General features: G+C 61.6%; 15 protein-coding genes. 6 read left to right on the top strand and 9 right to left on the bottom strand.

The features are described from left to right. Positions 1-40: 40 nt before the first annotated feature. From ACZ500_RS25295 to ACZ500_RS25265, 7 genes are all read right to left on the bottom strand, one after another. Positions 41-820 (bottom strand): electron transfer flavoprotein subunit beta/FixA family protein, encoded by a 780-nt coding sequence (locus tag ACZ500_RS25295; RefSeq protein WP_464230206.1) that lies wholly within the window; start codon positions 818-820, stop codon positions 41-43. A gap of 111 nt (positions 821-931) precedes the next feature. Beyond that, entirely contained in the window at positions 932-2,074 is a 1,143-nt protein-coding gene (locus ACZ500_RS25290; protein WP_464233117.1) for an acyl-CoA dehydrogenase family protein, read from the bottom strand. Positions 2,075-2,115: 41 nt separating this feature from the next. Further along, entirely contained in the window at positions 2,116-2,571 is a 456-nt protein-coding gene (locus ACZ500_RS25285) for a hypothetical protein (protein ID WP_464230205.1), read from the bottom strand. Beyond that, positions 2,571-5,228 carry a PEP/pyruvate-binding domain-containing protein gene (locus ACZ500_RS25280; protein WP_464230204.1) on the bottom strand — a complete coding sequence of 886 codons (2,658 nt, stop codon included), beginning with the start codon at positions 5,226-5,228 and terminating at the stop codon, positions 2,571-2,573. Before ACZ500_RS25280 ends, ACZ500_RS25285 begins: the two co-directional genes overlap by 1 nt. A gap of 126 nt (positions 5,229-5,354) precedes the next feature. Continuing rightward, on the bottom strand, positions 5,355-6,041 hold the full coding sequence (locus ACZ500_RS25275) for a hypothetical protein (protein WP_464230203.1): 687 nt from the start codon (positions 6,039-6,041) through the stop codon (positions 5,355-5,357). 2 nt (positions 6,042-6,043) lie between these two features. Continuing rightward, on the bottom strand, positions 6,044-7,366 hold the full coding sequence (locus ACZ500_RS25270; protein ID WP_464230201.1) for a sulfite exporter TauE/SafE family protein: 1,323 nt from the start codon (positions 7,364-7,366) through the stop codon (positions 6,044-6,046). 83 nt (positions 7,367-7,449) lie between these two features. Next, the gene (locus ACZ500_RS25265; RefSeq protein WP_464230200.1) at positions 7,450-7,875 is read right to left on the bottom strand and encodes a response regulator; all 426 of its coding nucleotides are present in this window, start codon (positions 7,873-7,875) and stop codon (positions 7,450-7,452) included. A 291-nt stretch (positions 7,876-8,166) separates the two neighbouring features. Between ACZ500_RS25265 and ACZ500_RS25260 the strand changes: the two genes are divergently transcribed. From ACZ500_RS25260 to ACZ500_RS25250, 3 genes are read left to right on the top strand one after another with little or no spacing between them, the layout of a single operon-like run. After that, positions 8,167-8,493 carry a MoaD/ThiS family protein gene (locus ACZ500_RS25260; RefSeq protein WP_464230199.1) on the top strand — a complete coding sequence of 109 codons (327 nt, stop codon included), beginning with the start codon at positions 8,167-8,169 and terminating at the stop codon, positions 8,491-8,493. Position 8,494: 1 nt separating this feature from the next. Next, the gene (locus tag ACZ500_RS25255; protein WP_464230198.1) at positions 8,495-8,845 is read left to right on the top strand and encodes a MoaD/ThiS family protein; all 351 of its coding nucleotides are present in this window, start codon (positions 8,495-8,497) and stop codon (positions 8,843-8,845) included. Then, a complete protein-coding gene (locus ACZ500_RS25250; RefSeq protein ID WP_464230197.1) occupies positions 8,842-9,771 on the top strand; it encodes a HesA/MoeB/ThiF family protein in 930 nt (309 codons plus the stop codon). Before ACZ500_RS25255 ends, ACZ500_RS25250 begins: the two co-directional genes overlap by 4 nt. Here ACZ500_RS25250 and ACZ500_RS25245 read toward each other — a convergent pair. Further along, a complete protein-coding gene (locus tag ACZ500_RS25245) occupies positions 9,704-10,672 on the bottom strand; it encodes a DUF72 domain-containing protein (protein WP_464230196.1) in 969 nt (322 codons plus the stop codon). The two genes, ACZ500_RS25250 and ACZ500_RS25245, sit on opposite strands and share 68 nt — an antisense overlap. A gap of 262 nt (positions 10,673-10,934) precedes the next feature. On the opposite strand from ACZ500_RS25245, the gene ACZ500_RS25240 reads away from it, so the two are divergent. The 3 genes from ACZ500_RS25240 to thiC all read left to right on the top strand — a co-directional run bounded on the left by ACZ500_RS25240 (position 10,935) and on the right by thiC (position 13,645). Then, the gene (locus tag ACZ500_RS25240; RefSeq protein ID WP_464230195.1) at positions 10,935-11,753 is read left to right on the top strand and encodes a YdcF family protein; all 819 of its coding nucleotides are present in this window, start codon (positions 10,935-10,937) and stop codon (positions 11,751-11,753) included. Positions 11,754-11,932: 179 nt separating this feature from the next. Then, a complete protein-coding gene (locus tag ACZ500_RS25235; protein ID WP_464230194.1) occupies positions 11,933-12,097 on the top strand; it encodes a hypothetical protein in 165 nt (54 codons plus the stop codon). Positions 12,098-12,361: 264 nt separating this feature from the next. Beyond that, positions 12,362-13,645, top strand: a complete 1,284-nt coding sequence (gene thiC / locus ACZ500_RS25230; RefSeq protein ID WP_464230193.1) for a phosphomethylpyrimidine synthase ThiC — start codon at positions 12,362-12,364, stop codon at positions 13,643-13,645. Positions 13,646-13,655: 10 nt separating this feature from the next. Here the strand turns inward: thiC and mnmE are convergent, their stop codons facing one another. Continuing rightward, a complete protein-coding gene (gene mnmE, locus ACZ500_RS25225) occupies positions 13,656-15,050 on the bottom strand; it encodes a tRNA uridine-5-carboxymethylaminomethyl(34) synthesis GTPase MnmE (RefSeq protein ID WP_464230192.1) in 1,395 nt (464 codons plus the stop codon). Between the last annotated feature and the right edge of the window lie 46 nt (positions 15,051-15,096).

Raw genomic sequence — 15,096 nt, 5'->3', positions numbered from 1 at the left:
TATCCCCCGGCCCCTTCCTGCCGCACCTTTTCCGGATGGTTCACGCAATCAGCCCCTTGTCCAAGAGACGCCTCGCGATGGTCCAGGCCTGCTCCTTCAAGTCGCCTTCCAGGAATTCACACTGCCGCCGGCCGCCCGCCGCCGGAGACATCCCGCAAAGCCGCGTGGGTGAACCCGCCTCACCCACAGCCTCGGGCGGCAGATCGAGATCCGCAAGGGTCCACCGTTCGATCGCCCCCTCTGCGAAGGCCGACTCGATCCCCCCCAACCCCGCCTCGCGCGGATCCGCACATTTCGGGTGGATCGACATGACACCAGGGAAGGCCAGACGGTAGGACTCCCGGAAGCCATCGCAGACGCGCTCCACCCTGAGACCGTCCGACTCCGGAACAAAACGCCGCACCCCGGTGACCAGAGGCAGATCCAGCAGGACGGAGACCTGTGCGGGCACCTGACCGGTGTCGCTGTCCGCGCTGCGCAGACCGAACAGGACCAGATCGACGGGCGCGGCCTTCTTCAGGCCGGCGGCCAGCACCCGGGCGGTGGCCAGGGTATCCGATCCGGCAAAGGCGCGATCCGTCAGCAGGATCGCCCTTTCAAAGCCCAGGGCGAGGGCCTCGAAAAGCACGAAGGCGCTGCTGTCCGGCCCCATAGACAAAGCCGTCAGATGCCCGCCGGTCTCCGCCCGCAAACGCAACGCCGCCTCGAGGGCCGCACGGTCGAAAGGATTCAGCACACAGGTATCCGAAGACCGGACCGCCCTGCCCGACGGAGCCTTCATCATCACCGCCTTGATGCACACAGCGATATGGCGTTTCATCCATTCAATCCTCAGCGGGACGTTCGATCCGCACCGATCCTCTCCCGGCCCTGCACCCGTCCGATCAAGCGATCGATCGTGAAAACGGGAGCCACGCATCGGCTTCACCCTTTATTCCCCCAGCAGCCCCCGGGCGACCACCAGACGGTGCACCTCGCTCGTCCCCTCGTAGATCCTTGTCACACGGGCGTCACGGTAATAGCGCTCCACGGGATAGGCCTTCGAATACCCATATCCCCCGTGGATCTGCAGGGCCTTATCCGTCACCTCCGAGGCCGCCTCAGCTGCGTACAACTTGGCCATGGCCGCCGCCTGCCCGAAAGGCTTGCCCTGCTCGCGGACTTGGGCCGACCGGTATACGAGCAGGCGCGAGGCCTCCACCTGGGCCGCCATGTCGGCCAGCATCCCTCCCACGGCCTGATGCTGGCCGATGGGGACGCCGAACTGCCGCCTCTGACGGGCGTACATAACCCCTTCTTCCAGCGCGGCCTGCGAGATGCCGACCGCCTGGGCGGCGATCCCCATCCGGCCGGTGTCGAGGGCCGCCAGGCCGATTTTCAGCCCCATGCCCTCCTTCCCGAGCAGGTTTTCAACAGGGACCGGACAGTCATAGAGCCGGATCGAACTGACCGGGTTGGCGCGCACCCCGCACAGATCCTCGAGATCACCCACCACGAAACCCGGCGTGCCACGCTCGGCCACGACGACGCTGATCCCCTTGCGGCCCGCCCCGGGGTCCGTACGGGCAAAGATCAGGCACACATCGGCCACGCCTCCATTGGTCACGAAGACCTTGTTGGCGTTGACGACATAGCGATCCCCGTTACGGATGGCGGTGGCCTCGATGCCGGCCGCATCGGAACCGGCGTTCGGTTCGGTCAGGCAGAAAGCGCCGATCTTTTGACCCCTGGCAAGCGGCGTCACCCATTTGTGGATCTGCTCCTCGCTGCCAAAGGCCATGAGCGGGTAAACGGCCACGCTGTTATGCACCGTTACGCAGAGGCCCAATGCCGCGCAGACCCGCGAGATCTCTTCGATAACCACGCAGTAGCTGACGGCATCCATCCCCGCGCCGCCGAGATGCTGGGGGACCTGGATGCCGAAGTATCCGAGCCGGCCCATCTTCTCGACCACCTCCCAGGGGAAGGAGGCCTCCTGGTCGATCTGCCGGGCGATAGGCCGCAGCTCCCGCTCGCAGAATCCCCGCACCGAGCGGCGCACGGCGCGGCCCTTTTCCGTCAGGAATGTGTCCATCGCCTCTCTATCAGCCTCTCTCTCCCTCCCAGCAAACCCATTCAACCCACCAGCCAGCCCTGATTCACCTGGAAGGCCTTCTTCAAGATCTGGAGCGTTTTCTTCTTGTCCTGCGGCCGCTTGACCATGATGCGGGTCTCCCCTACCACGAAGGTCAGATAGCTTTGGAACTTGACGTGACTGACCGCCGAGAAATCGGCGCTGATCCGCCCCCGTTCATCCGAAAAATGGAAGACGATCCTGCGGCCCTCGAAGTCGAGTTCGATCCGCTCGGCAAACCGCCGCCGGTAAAAAAGGACCAACGCATAAAAGGGGCCCACAAAAAAAAGGCCCTCGAGGGCAGCCGCAGACCCTGCGATTTCGTTCGCCCTGAAGATCAGCAGGACAACGATCAGGTAGACCGCGCCGGCGATCGCGTGGAGATATCGCAAAAAGAAGCGCTCCTCCCCCGGCATCGCGAATGTGCAGATCTCTGGCTGTGCCGGCCCGCCGGTCATCAGCCCTCCTCCCTTTCGGGGCGCTCCTCCGGCCCGGTGCCGGCCCCCCGATGAAGATTTCGGAGCGCCTCCAGGTCGTGCAGGATCCGGCCCCGATAGCGGCTGACGGAGGCCCCGTTCTTCATGATCATATCCAGCTGACGGGTGTGGATGGTCAAGTAACCGAGAACCTTGAGATTCTCTTCCATCTCCTCACGCCCGCGGTCTTCCATTCGCGCGACGAGCATGTCCTCCTTCACCTCGACGCGGAACCCCTGGTTTTCCAGGATATCCGCAATGAAGAGGATCCGCCGCTGCCGACGCTCGTCGTCGGCGGCCCCGCCCTTGAAATGGAAACTCGCGTAGTTCTCGCTCGGGCGGTCGCTGACCAACGCCTCCACCGTCGAAAAATGGAAGCCCAACCGCGAGGTCAGGCTGCAATAGTTTTTGGAGATCATGAAATAGTTCCGTTCAGCATACCTGGACCGCATCCCGGTGACAAGGTCGGTGTTGGTGGTCGCCTGAAACATGACCGAGAGCATACCTCTCCCGTCGACGGGCGGGGGACCCTCCCACGGCTTGAAACGGACCCCCTCCCAGAGCGCCCGCATCGGGATCGAAACGATGTTTTCGAGGGCCACACGCCTTCCCTCGACCTCCTCCCTGAACCCGTCATCGAGGTTCAGGACCCACCACTGCATAGGCACCTCGCACACGAGCTGCTTGCTCGATCGCTCGGGGAAATCGTGCTCCTTGCCGAAGCGGAACATCTCCGCCACGGCCTTTTCGTGGCAGAAACGCGTGATATCGTGGAAGGTGCGACAGTTTTCGGGCTTGAACTCCATCGAATCGGGGTCGAGAAGGTTCAAGGGCACGATCAAGGCCGCGGCCCCTTGAAGCGCCTTGTAGACCGGACTGCCCGCCATGAGATTGCGGCGGGAGACAGGCGCACGCTCCAGAAGGGCCTCCACCCGCCCATCATAAACAGCTAGGCCGTCCGCATCCACCGTCACGACCTGACCCTCCTCCAATCTTTCCATCGCGCCTTCGAGGCCGAAGAGCGCCGGGACCCCGAATTCGCGGGCCACGTTGGCGAGATGCCCCGCAAGCCCTCCCTGCTCGGTGACCACCGCCGCAGCGCGGCTGAGGAGAGTCGCCCAGCGCGGCAGGGATTGAGAAGCCACCAGGATGGCCCCTTCAGGGAACCGGAGGGTATCCATGTCCTTGCGCACCTTGAAGACCGGCCCGGCTCCCACCCCGGAGCCGGCCGTCACTCCTCCGGCCGCGAGCCTGCGGGCACCATCCGCTGCGCCGCCGGCACTCGCAGCGGCGTCGATATCCGTCTCCGTCCGCTGCTCCAAGGGACGGCACTGCAGGATCACCAGTTCACCCGCCGCATTCACGGCCCACTCGATATCCTGCGCCCCCCCGTAATAGTCGTCGAGCCGTCCGGCAAGCGAGGCGAGTTCGAGCGCCCGTTCATCCGTGAGAGAGGGCTCGTCCGCCTCTTCATCCAGGGCGTCCAGCCGGCAGACCCCCTCCGCCGGATAGCAGACAAACTTCTCCCGTTTGCGGGAAACCTGCCGCCTGAGGATAACCGGCGTCCGTTCCCGCGCAACGACGAAAAGGTCCGTGGGCGTGCTGCCGTCGACCACCGATTTGGGGAGGCCCCACACCGCATGGATCATCACCGCGTCATCCCGGATATCCACCGGATTGCGGGAATAGGTCACCCCGCCCGCCACGGCATCGACCATCGCCATGCAGGCCACGCACATGGCTACGTCCTCGTCCCTTATTCCGCGGTTGAGCCGATAGGTCATGGCCGTCAACCCATACTTGCTGGCGACGATCTCTTTATAGGCATCGAGGATGTTTTCCTTGCTGACATTCAGCTGCGAGCGATACTGGCCGGCAAAGGACACCCCTTCCAGGTCCTCTCCGAGCGCGCTGCTGCGCATGGCCACCGTCACCCCAGGCTTTTCCTTCTCCTCGAGCGCCCGGTAAGCCGCTCTCAAAGCCTCTTCGAGTTCGGGTGGCATGGGGGCCTGGATAATCAACTGCTGAATGGACGCGCTCAAGGCATAGAGCTGATCGAGACGCTCCACATCCGTGGCCTGAATGCGCCGGTCAACCTCGGGCTGAAGGTCGCTGTAAGCCATGAAATGCTGGTAGGCAGCCGCCGTGATCGCAAACCCGTTGGGAACCCGGACGTTCAAGCGGTTCCGGATTTCGGCCAGATTGGCAATCTTCCCCCCCACCTGATCCGCGAGGTTCCGGTCGATCGCCTCGAGCGGCAGGGTCCATTCCCCTTCCCGCAAGCGGACATCGGTTTGGAGAAACGGGTTCAGTCGCTTCTGGATGGCCTTGAAACGATCGAACAAAGCACTGTATTTGTCGGTGGATAACTCATTGATGTGTTTTATGATTTTGAAGACACTGGTCGAGGCGGCGATGCAGCGCGAGCGGACAAAACGCATCCCGAAGGGCGCCGACCCCCGCAGGGCCTGCTCTATCTCGGCCATGATGTCGAGCGCCTGGTTGTTGGCGCTCAGAAGCAATTTGAACTGATGGTACCGTGCCCGGAAGTCGGTGCGCAGGCCCTCCACATCCCCGCTGAAAGACCCTCCCGTCCTCCTGAACCAGGAACTCAGAAACGCCTTGAGTCGTCCCACCATCGGCCTGTTCCCATCTTGAAACAGCATGCAGCAGACAGGGTTTCCACCGGAAAACGGGAGCCAAAGGCGTTTGACACAACCGACGACCTTTGGCTCCCTTGTACCGCTGCCTGAGTCCAGCGGGCATCAATGCCCGAATTTCAACCCCAGACCCTCAAACAAATAGAGGATACCGAAGCCGTACCAGACCGTGTAAATAACGTAAAATACAAGAGAGAAAGCCACGACGCCCATGCGATCCCCGATCTTCTGGGCTTGGATGCCGTAATAGTTGTAGGAGGCCTCGACGGCCTTCTGGCCGACCAGATCCACCCATTCGGCCAGCTTGAAGGCCTTCTGCTTGGTGAGGTCCTTGTTCATCTCCTTGAGGGCCCTCCACCAGTTGTAGAGGGCGGCTCTTTCATCATATCCGTATTTTCCGGAGACCTTCGCCCCGTCATTGTGGTACATGGCATCCGCGTCCGCAAGGCAGTTTTCCACCACACGGCCAAGATCCCCCTTCACATTGACCGACGACCCCGCTACGATCGCCTCCGCCCCTCCAGCCTGAAAGAGCAGGGCTGTCTGCTGGGCCATACGCTCATCGGCCGTTTCGACGGTCACATCGACCGATGTGCCCATGAAACCGGCATTCCCCTCTTTCACCTTGGGAATATAATACGCTGAGCCCTTGGAGATGGAATTGTACAGGGAGTCGAGATATTCGAGGCCGTTGTGGCCGTTGAAAACCGGTGAAAAGAAGATGCCCAGCACGATGAAAAAGGCCACCATCATCACCAGACCCCTCGTGAGATATCCTTTCCGAGTCGACATGATCAGACCTCCTCCCCCCGCAGTTTAGGCATATTGGTCAGAAACGTAGAGATCACCCACACCGAAAACCCCCCGATCACGATAAAGAACGCCCAGACACCGATCTTGTCGAGCAGGGCGCCCATTTCCCGTGATATCGGCAAAATCTCCATCTCTCCCAGCTTTCCAGGAAGCGCGAAGATCCGGTTGATGAAGCCGGCCAGCACCGCCATGGCATAAAACCCGCGGATCGTGATCCCTTTGACCACCTTGGTCACCAGGGCCCCGATCTGGACTCCGAGGAGGGATCCGAGCAGCATGCCCATGGCCAGCGTATAGAAGATAAAGCCGAAGATGGCGTACTGGCTGATCGCCGCATACCCGGCAGTGAAGATGATCTGGAAGATGTCGGTCCCGACCGTCGTCATCGAGGAGACCCCGAGCATGTACACGAAGATCGGAAAGGTCAAAAAGCCGCCGCCCACGCCCATGATGCCGGCTGCGAGCCCCACCAGCGCGCCGCTCAGGACCAGGAATACCCAGGAGATGCTCCGCCCCCCGGGGGTGAAATCGAAGTCGAACTTGACCATCGGGGGGATCTTGACCCCCTGCAGCTTCCGGGGCAGATTGCCGATGTCGGTGCCTTCATCCCGTCCGCCATGGGCATCCATGTGGGCATCCTCTTCCCCGACATCCCCCCCGAGAGGGGCACGCTTTTTGCCCGCCTGCCTGGCGCGCAGGAAATCCAGCAGGGCGTAGATCCCGAGGAAACCCAGCATCAGAGAATAGATGGTGGTGATGAAGGCATCGCTCAGAACGGGGTTGATTTCATAGAGCACCCGGTTGATGATCCCTCCCACCGTAGCCCCTACAATCGCGCCGATCAGGAAGACAAGGGCCAGTGGCACCGAGACATTGCCGAGCTTCCGATGGATCACACTCCCCATGATGGCCTTCGCGAAGATGTGGAACAGGTCGGTACCCACAGCCAGGATGCCCTTGATGCCGGCGCTCATGAGGGCCGGGGCGATGATGAAGCCACCGCCTGCCCCGATGCACCCCGTGATCAGACCGGCGCCGAGCCCGATCAAGATGGAAACGATGAAGATCCCGGTAGAGTAAAAAGCCGGGCTGTAGGCCTTCTTGCCCCCCAGGAACTGGGGCAGGGTCTCGCCGATCTGCTCCGCAAACGCAATGCCGCCGATCACCACCGGCACGAGCAGCAGCCCGAGCATCACCAGCCGCTTCCGGTCCCCCAGGATCGTTTGAGATACATTCAATTCCCAGCGCGCATGGGCTTGCGCACCTGCCATCATAAAACGTCCCCACTGCCGAAAAAAACCCATCTCCGATCACCCTCCAGTCAACGTGCAAATAGCGGTTCCGTTCCGACTTCGGCGGACTTCGGCCTTCCAGCTGAACAACTGCCTTATACCGGCGCCTGTGGTGTCTTCTTTCGTGCGCTGATCTTTTCCAGATGAATGCGCCTTTTCTTGCAGGCGTCCTGTATCTTGTAAAGCAGCTGGTCGATATCGACCGGCTTCATCAGATAGTCGAATGCCGCCAGTTCCATTCCAACGATCGCCACGCCCACGTCGGCGTGGCCTGTCAGCATGATCACCTCCACAAGCGGATGGCGACGTTTGACCTCACGCAAGGTTTCGATGCCATCCATCCCGGGCATTTTGACATCCAACACCATCACATCTACAGGATGTTTCTCTAAATGGTCGAGCGCCTCCTCTCCGGATTTCACCCCGGCGACAGCCACTTCCCGCTTTCTCATCCGCTTGAGCAGCGTCTCCAGGAAGTCTGATTCGTCATCAACGAACAATACGGTCATCCCTGACTCCAACGTTTCCCTCCTCACCGATAACAAACCGCAGCGAAACCGCCCCGGGACCCCTTTTCGGTTTTACGCAGGGAGACAAAAGGAACTGCCCCTGCTTTGTAATATTTTTCACAAAATCTTTTAAGACAAAAAAACAGGAAATGCAAACGATATCGAAACAATCCAGGCGAAAAATCGAACACCCAAGAAACCTCTTCGCGCGGTTCTCCGGGATCTTTCACCAGGGTCCCACGCCTTCCACAGAAATCGCTTGACGCGCTTGCCATCGAGCATCTACTTTGGTTTTATCTGGGAATGGTGTTTTTGCCAATGTTCAGGAAATCCAGCACCCGGACGGCTTCATCCCATAGGAACCGCCGCCCGATGCTTTCAGGCCGATCCATGGCGCTGACCGTGTTGCTCAGTTCCTCCCTGCGGACAACTGTACCGGGCTACGATCCTGTGTGCGGCCTCACGGTCGATGCCGTGCGGGGCGCGTCGGTGGAGGAGGTCTGTCGGACCCTAGGCATCGATCCCGCCGCCGTCAAGATCGTCATGGTGGATGGGCGGGCGCGCCCGTTGGATCACCGGCTCGAAGGGAATGAACGTATTGCGCTTTTTCCCCCGGTTGGCGGAGGTTGACATGCAGGAAACCCACCCACAGGACCAGGTAGAAATCGCCGTTTTCGGGTCGCTCCAACTGTCCCGGCAGCAGCAGGGGCTACCGGCCAGGCTTCGGCTCACGGTCCCGCAATCGGGGATGGCGGCCCACGAACTCCTCCAGGCGATCGGGGTATCCCCCACCGAGGTCGAGGCAGTGTTCCGCAACGGCCGGGTCGTCAATATCTACGACCCGGTGTTTCCCGGTGACCGGATCGCCTTTTTCCCCTTCGGGACCCCTGGACCATACCGGGTGTTCCTGGGCATGGCCCGCGAGAATATCCGGCGCGCCGAAAAGGAACAGCCCGCTCCGGAAGAGGACGGCCGCCCGTGAGCGTTTCTCTTCCTGAAGAACAGCTGACCCTTCTGAAGAGCGCTGCCGAATCGGCCCTTCAACCCTCGGGCGAAGAGATTCCCATCCTCCGTGAAAAAAGGGCGGCTGCGCTGGCCGCCCAGTGGGGCCTGCCGCTACGGACCGTCCACGATGCCGCCATGCAGGCCGGGATTTATCCCATGCGCTACACCCGCAACCGCGGATCCCTCTCCCTCGAGGAGCAGATCGGGCTCTCGCGCGCGCAGGTGAGCGTCATCGGCGCCGGCGGCCTTGGGGGGTGCGTGATCGAACTTCTTGCCCGACTCGGTATCGGGCGTCTCCTGGTGGTCGATCACGACCGCTTCGACGAAACCAACCTGAACCGCCAGGCCCTGAGCCGGGCCGATAATGTCGGCGCGTTCAAGGCTGAAGAAGCCGTCCGCGCCGTCAACGCGATCAACCCGGCCGTGGAGGTCATCTCCCATACCGCCCGTTTGACCGAAGCCAACGCGGAAGCGGTCCTCATCGGCTCACTTGCGGCGGTGGATGCGCTCGACAACATCCCCGACCGGTTCCTGCTCGAAGCCGCCGCCCAAAGGCTCGCCATCCCGCTGGTGCACGCGGCCCTGGCGGGATTCGAGGGGCAGCTCATGACCATCTTCCCGCACGACCGCGGACTCGAAATGCTTTACGGGAGGCCGCCGGCCCGCAGGGACCATCCCGTCCGTCCGGAGGCCGTCCTGGGCGTCCCGACCCCGACACCCGCCCTGCTCGCCACCCTCCAGGCCATGGAGGTGCTCAAGATCCTCACCGGCCGCGGGCAGCCGATCCGTAACGCCATGCTGCACATCGACCTCGAGACAGGGGCTTTCGACACCTTCAGCTTCGATCCGTCCCCCCGTCCGGAGCGAGGCGGTCAAACGCCAGGGCAAGTTGCTGCGCAATAAGCGGGGCGTTGCCCCCCGAACGGTTGTTGACGACCACATGCGTCTCGGCCCGTTCGGCAACCGCCGTCCAAAGAATCCGCGCCGTATCCGTGACCATCCGTCGATCCAGCATCTCATCGACCAGCTTGTCGAAAGGGAAGGCGCGGGCGTAGGCATCCTCGTAGCGTACGCCGCGCGGAGTCATGAGCCGGATGACATAGGTTCGTTCTCTGTTCCGGCAGCGCCGCCCGGAGAGATTGAACTGCTCCTCCAGCGAAGGCAGCCAGGTCCAGTGGGAAAGCACCTGTCCCACGCCATGGGCCTCGAGCGCATCCAGAACAGTCGGCTGCCAGAGAGAAGGGGTGCGCAATTCGACGTGATAGCGGCCGTCTTCCGGCAGAGATCCGAAAAAGGAATCCAGGTCCCCGGCGTGGTCGGCCGGATCCGGACGCTCGCCCTGGCGCTGATATTCCTGCTCGAAGACCAGGCCTGCCAGCCACGGTCCGATCAGCTCCAAAGCGGGCTCATAGAACCGGCTTGTGAAGAAGGCCCCATCCAGGTAGGTCTCATTTTCCACGAAGCCGCCCGCACGGTGGAGCCTCCGGGCAAAGACCGCCTGAGGCACCTTGAGGATCAGGCGGTCTGAAGGCCCGAGAAAACCGGCATACCTTTCCAGGGTCCGAAAGGTGCGCGTGGGATGTTTCTTTGCGTCCAGAAGGGGCTCATAAAAGGTGAAATCCAACTCCAGGGTCCGGAAGTGTCTGAAGTAGTCCCGAACGCTCTCCACCGGCAGGACCTCTTCGACGAACCGTTTCCCGCCTAGGCGCTTGGTTCGGCGGCTGATCCGCCGGCGCCAGGCATCCGGATAGATCTGCCCGATCCAGCCGGCATACCGGTCGCTGGCTGTCCCGATATAGACCAACGGGTGAACCTCCCTGAAACGATACCCGTCGAACGATGATCCCGAACGTGTCATAGACCTCCACTCCTGTTAAGGACACCTCTCAGCATAGCGCAAGCCACCGCAATTGCAAGCGGATTGAACCGCTCCGCGCACTTGCCATTCCTTCGCAAGCAGAGTATGCTTTAGGCCGTGTTCGCGCCCCAGGAGCAAACAGCCTTTTCCCAGGCCGACGTCAAAATACCGTTTCCTGATGAAAAGCGTTTCCCCATAAGGAGGCATCATGGCTTTCCTCCCCTCTGTGCGCCGTCCTTCCGGTGAAAAACAGGCCGGTGAAGATCTCTTTCAGCAGCTCGGTCTCGACAGAGGGGCTCCATCCGACACCCCGCCGGATCGGTTAGAGATCGAAAGCCCTTCCATCGGACAGGATAACCGGCCGATCGAACCCGAAGGCCGCTCCCTTTTCGGGGGAAACAGGTTCAAGTGGATTCTTTTCCTTCTCTTCGTTCTTTATGCCCTGTTCGCCCGCTACCACGAACCGCTCCTCCAGAAGATGAGCGCCTATCTCGTCGTCTCGGATGAGCCACGTCAGGTCGATCTCGCCGTCATCAACATGGGAAGCCCTCTCGATCGCACCCTGACCGCTGCGGACTGGTATAGAAAAAAACGGACGGGGCTGATCTTCGTCGGCCGGCCTGCACCCCGGGACGGCGAAAAGGAGTTTCTCCGGCGGAGGATTCCGCTCAGGGAAGAGCGGGATCAAATTCTCCGTTGGCTCGAAGCCCTCGGTGTGCCCTCATCGGTCTGCCTGCTCGACGACACCTACCTTGAAGACACGACGGCCGAATCCCTCACGGTCAAGCGCCTCGCCATCGAGAACCGCCACCGGCGCATCGCCGTGATCACCGCGCCTCTCGAAAGCCGCCGGATCGCAAAAATCTACGGCGAGGTCTTCAAGGATACACAGATTGAAATCCTGGTCATTCCGTCCCCTTTCGCCTCTCGCGGCGAAGAGGCCTGGTGGCGGTCCTCCACGGGGAGAGAGGCTGTGATGACAGAATATGTGCGGTTGGGGATCGCCGCTGTCACTGCCGGCCGATAAGGCGGAAGCGGGACACGCAACCCTCCGTGGACTTGGCTCCCCCAAGGGGGTAGGCGGCGAGCGAAATCATCCACCCGGGCCCTATCGGCAGCGTCCGATCAGCGAAGCGATCAGGCCGGCGGGTTGGGGGGATATTTTGATTGACAGCCACTACAACGCTTGTTAGTTTCCACCCGGAAATGGTCTTTTTTGCCAATCTCGGCGTCAACCTGCACGTTTGCTTGTGCGGCGACCACCAGGTCGCCTCCGCGCAAACGCTTGATTTCCTTGATATTGGCAAAAACTCCTCATTTCCGGATTGGAAACTGGGTTGTACCGGGATATCATTTGCGGATGGACACTGAAACACCGCCACCTTGATCCGAACCGTGATCCTCGCGGCAACCTCTTCTCGACATGCACCCCCCCATTCGGAACGACAAACCGAGACAACACGGGCGATGCGCGGTGTCGTGTCAGGCGGTGCCGTGCGGGGATTGCCCCGTGCCAAAACGGTTTTCGGGTGGAGGAGGCATATTCGATGCAATCCGCGGGCAACTCCGCGCGCCGCCGGTCATGACGCCCAGCGTCTTTTACAGGGCGAATCTCTGCAGAAAAAGGGAACTTCCATGACACAATTAGCAGCAGCACGTTCCGGTGTAATCACACCCGAGATGAAGACCGTTGCCGAAAAGGAACGGGTCGATGAAGAATGGCTGCGGGGGCAGATCGCCGCAGGCAGGGTTGTCATTCCCGCCAACCGGAACCATCGGTCCCTGTCCCCCTGCGGGATCGGGGAGGGGCTCACCGTAAAGGTCAACGCCAATATCGGAACGTCGTCCGACCACGCCGTCCTGTCCGAAGAACTGGACAAGCTGAGGGTCTCCGTCGAGGCGGGGGCCGATGCCGTCATGGACCTGTCTACAGGGGGGGACATCAACCGCACCCGCGTTGAAGTGATCAAAGCCTCTCCCATTCCGGTCGGAACCGTCCCCATCTACCAGGCGGTCGTTGAAACCACCGAAGAAAAGGGGGGACTCATCCACCTTACGGTCGACAAGATCTTCGATGTCATCGAACGGCAGGCCCAGGACGGGGTCGATTTCATCACGGTCCACTGCGGGTTGACTCGGGGGGCGCTCGAGATGCTCCGCAAAGAAGGGCGTACGACCGACATCGTCAGCCGCGGGGGTGCCTTTCTGACGACCTGGATGCTCCACCACGACCGGGAGAACCCGCTCTATGAGCACTATGACCGCCTCCTCGAGATCGCCGCGCGGTATGACCTCACCCTGAGCCTCGGGGACGGCCTGCGCCCGGGCTGCATCGCCGATGCGACCGACCGGGCCCAGATCCATGAACTGATGACCCTTGGGCACCTGACCCAACTCGCCTGGGAAAAAGACGTACAGGTCATGATCGAAGGCCCCGGGCATGTGCCGCTCGACCAGATCGAAACCAACATCATCCTTCAAAAGCAGCTCTGCCACCATGCGCCTTTTTATGTGCTCGGGCCTCTGGTCACGGATGTCGCGGCAGGTTACGATCACGTTGCGTGCGCCATCGGCGGGGCCCTGGCCGCGTGGGCGGGGGCGGATTTCCTCTGCTATGTGACACCGGCCGAGCACCTGTGCCTCCCGAGCGTGGAAGACGTCCGCGAGGGCGTGATCGTCACCCGGATCGCCGCGCACGCCGCGGACATCGCACGGGGACACCGGCACGCCATCGAGCGCGACCACCAGATGGCCATAGCGCGGAAGAACCTCGACTGGGAGCGGCAGATGGAGTTGGCGATAGATCCGAAGAAGGCCAGAAAATACCGGGAGGAGCACCCCCCCGGCGAGGACGATGTCTGCACGATGTGCGGGAAATATTGCGCGATCAAACAAGTCAGGGAGTACTTCAAGCGCTGAGGGGCGCCGATCACTTCCCGATGCAGAACCGGCTGAAGATCTCTTCGAGGACCGCCTCGTGAGACACCTCTCCGATAATCCCACCCAACGCATCGATGCCGGTCTGAAGCTCGAAGGCGACGATCTCTGGAGGATTTTCCGACCGGATCCCTTCGAGCGCGCGGTCGAACGCCGCCGCCGCCGTCTCAAGGGCCTGCTTGTGCCGGAGATTGGGTGCGATATCCGAGCATGCGCCACGATTTTCCGCTGACAAAACGGTGTTCTTGATAGCCGTACGCAGCCCTTCCATACCCTCACCGGTCAAGGCGGAGACCCTGACGCTTGTGGAAGCCGCCAGAAGCTCTTCACCAGCGCGCCCGATCCGCGGCGGAAGGTCGATCTTGTTCCGGATCACCAGGTGCTCTCTGCCTTTGCAGCGATCGAGCAGCTCGAGGTCCTCCGTCGTCAAGGCCCGGCTTTGATCGATCACCACCAGAATCAGGTCGGCCTCTTCCAGCTCCCGGCGGGAGTGTTCAAGGCCGATCCTTTCGGCCGCGTTCCTGGCGCGCCGGAATCCCGCCGTGTCCATCAGCCGCAGTGGAACGCCATCCAGGTTGAGCAACGTCTCGATCACGTCGCGGGTGGTCCCGGGGCTCGAAGTGACAATCGCACGTTCTTCATCGATCAGGCGATTCAAGAGGCTGGACTTGCCGGCGTTGACCCGGCCGGCAAGAACCGTTCCGACCCCCTCCACCCACACCCGGCGCCTGTGCGCCGCCAGGAACCCCTCGATTGGCCGCTTGAGCCCATCCAGGATGGCCTCCAGCAACTCTGACGAATCGAATCCGACACCCTCCTCGTCCATGAAATCAATGGCAGTCTCTACCCGCGCGAGAACCGCCACCGCCGTCTCACGCAGAGAGGCAATCTCTTTCCTGAGACCGCCCTGTATCTGACGGGACGCCATCAGAAGCCCCTGTTCGGACCGGGATTGGATGAGATCCATGACCGCTTCGGCCTGCGTCAAATCGATACGCCCGTTCAGATAGGCTCTCAGGGTGAATTCACCGGGTCCGGCAAGCCTCGCGCCGGCATCGACCGTCAGCTGAAGGATCTTCGAAAGCACCACGCGGCCGCCATGGGAATTGATCTCTGCATAATCCTCACACGTGTAAGAATGCGGAGACTGCATCAGGCTCACAAGCACCTCGTCCAAGGCTTCCCGGGTTTCAGGATCGATGATGTGCCCGTAGTAGAGGCGCTGGGGCGTCCAAAGGATCGCGGGGTTTCTGGGGCGGAAAAGCTTCCTGACGACCGCATGGGCCATGGGCCCGCTCACACGGACGATGCCAATCCCCCCCGGACCGGTGGGCGTGGCGATGGCGGAAATAGTGTCGTTGGCGGCAGGGTCAGGCGTGCCATTCATGTGAGGTGCCTTCAGTCGGCCGGAACAGGGGCGAATACTCGCAGCC

Source organism: Desulfatiglans parachlorophenolica (assembly GCF_055394735.1).
This window is presented reverse-complemented; position numbering and strand designations above follow the sequence as displayed.

What these genes read in the sequence shown, in the direction of transcription:
- ACZ500_RS25295 (WP_464230206.1), bottom strand. Translation starts at nt 820, where the DNA reads ATGAAACGCCATATCGCTGTGTGCATCAAGGCGGTGATGATGAAGGCT.
- ACZ500_RS25290 (WP_464233117.1), bottom strand. Translation starts at nt 2,074, where the DNA reads ATGGACACATTCCTGACGGAAAAGGGCCGCGCCGTGCGCCGCTCGGTG.
- ACZ500_RS25285 (WP_464230205.1), bottom strand. Translation starts at nt 2,571, where the DNA reads ATGACCGGCGGGCCGGCACAGCCAGAGATCTGCACATTCGCGATGCCG.
- ACZ500_RS25280 (WP_464230204.1), bottom strand. Translation starts at nt 5,228, where the DNA reads ATGGTGGGACGACTCAAGGCGTTTCTGAGTTCCTGGTTCAGGAGGACG.
- ACZ500_RS25275 (WP_464230203.1), bottom strand. Translation starts at nt 6,041, where the DNA reads ATGTCGACTCGGAAAGGATATCTCACGAGGGGTCTGGTGATGATGGTG.
- ACZ500_RS25270 (WP_464230201.1), bottom strand. Translation starts at nt 7,366, where the DNA reads ATGGGTTTTTTTCGGCAGTGGGGACGTTTTATGATGGCAGGTGCGCAA.
- ACZ500_RS25260 (WP_464230199.1), top strand. Translation starts at nt 8,167, where the DNA reads ATGGTGTTTTTGCCAATGTTCAGGAAATCCAGCACCCGGACGGCTTCA.
- ACZ500_RS25255 (WP_464230198.1), top strand. Translation starts at nt 8,495, where the DNA reads ATGCAGGAAACCCACCCACAGGACCAGGTAGAAATCGCCGTTTTCGGG.
- ACZ500_RS25240 (WP_464230195.1), top strand. Translation starts at nt 10,935, where the DNA reads ATGGCTTTCCTCCCCTCTGTGCGCCGTCCTTCCGGTGAAAAACAGGCC.
- ACZ500_RS25235 (WP_464230194.1), top strand. Translation starts at nt 11,933, where the DNA reads ATGGTCTTTTTTGCCAATCTCGGCGTCAACCTGCACGTTTGCTTGTGC.
- thiC (WP_464230193.1), top strand. Translation starts at nt 12,362, where the DNA reads ATGACACAATTAGCAGCAGCACGTTCCGGTGTAATCACACCCGAGATG.
- mnmE (WP_464230192.1), bottom strand. Translation starts at nt 15,050, where the DNA reads ATGAATGGCACGCCTGACCCTGCCGCCAACGACACTATTTCCGCCATC.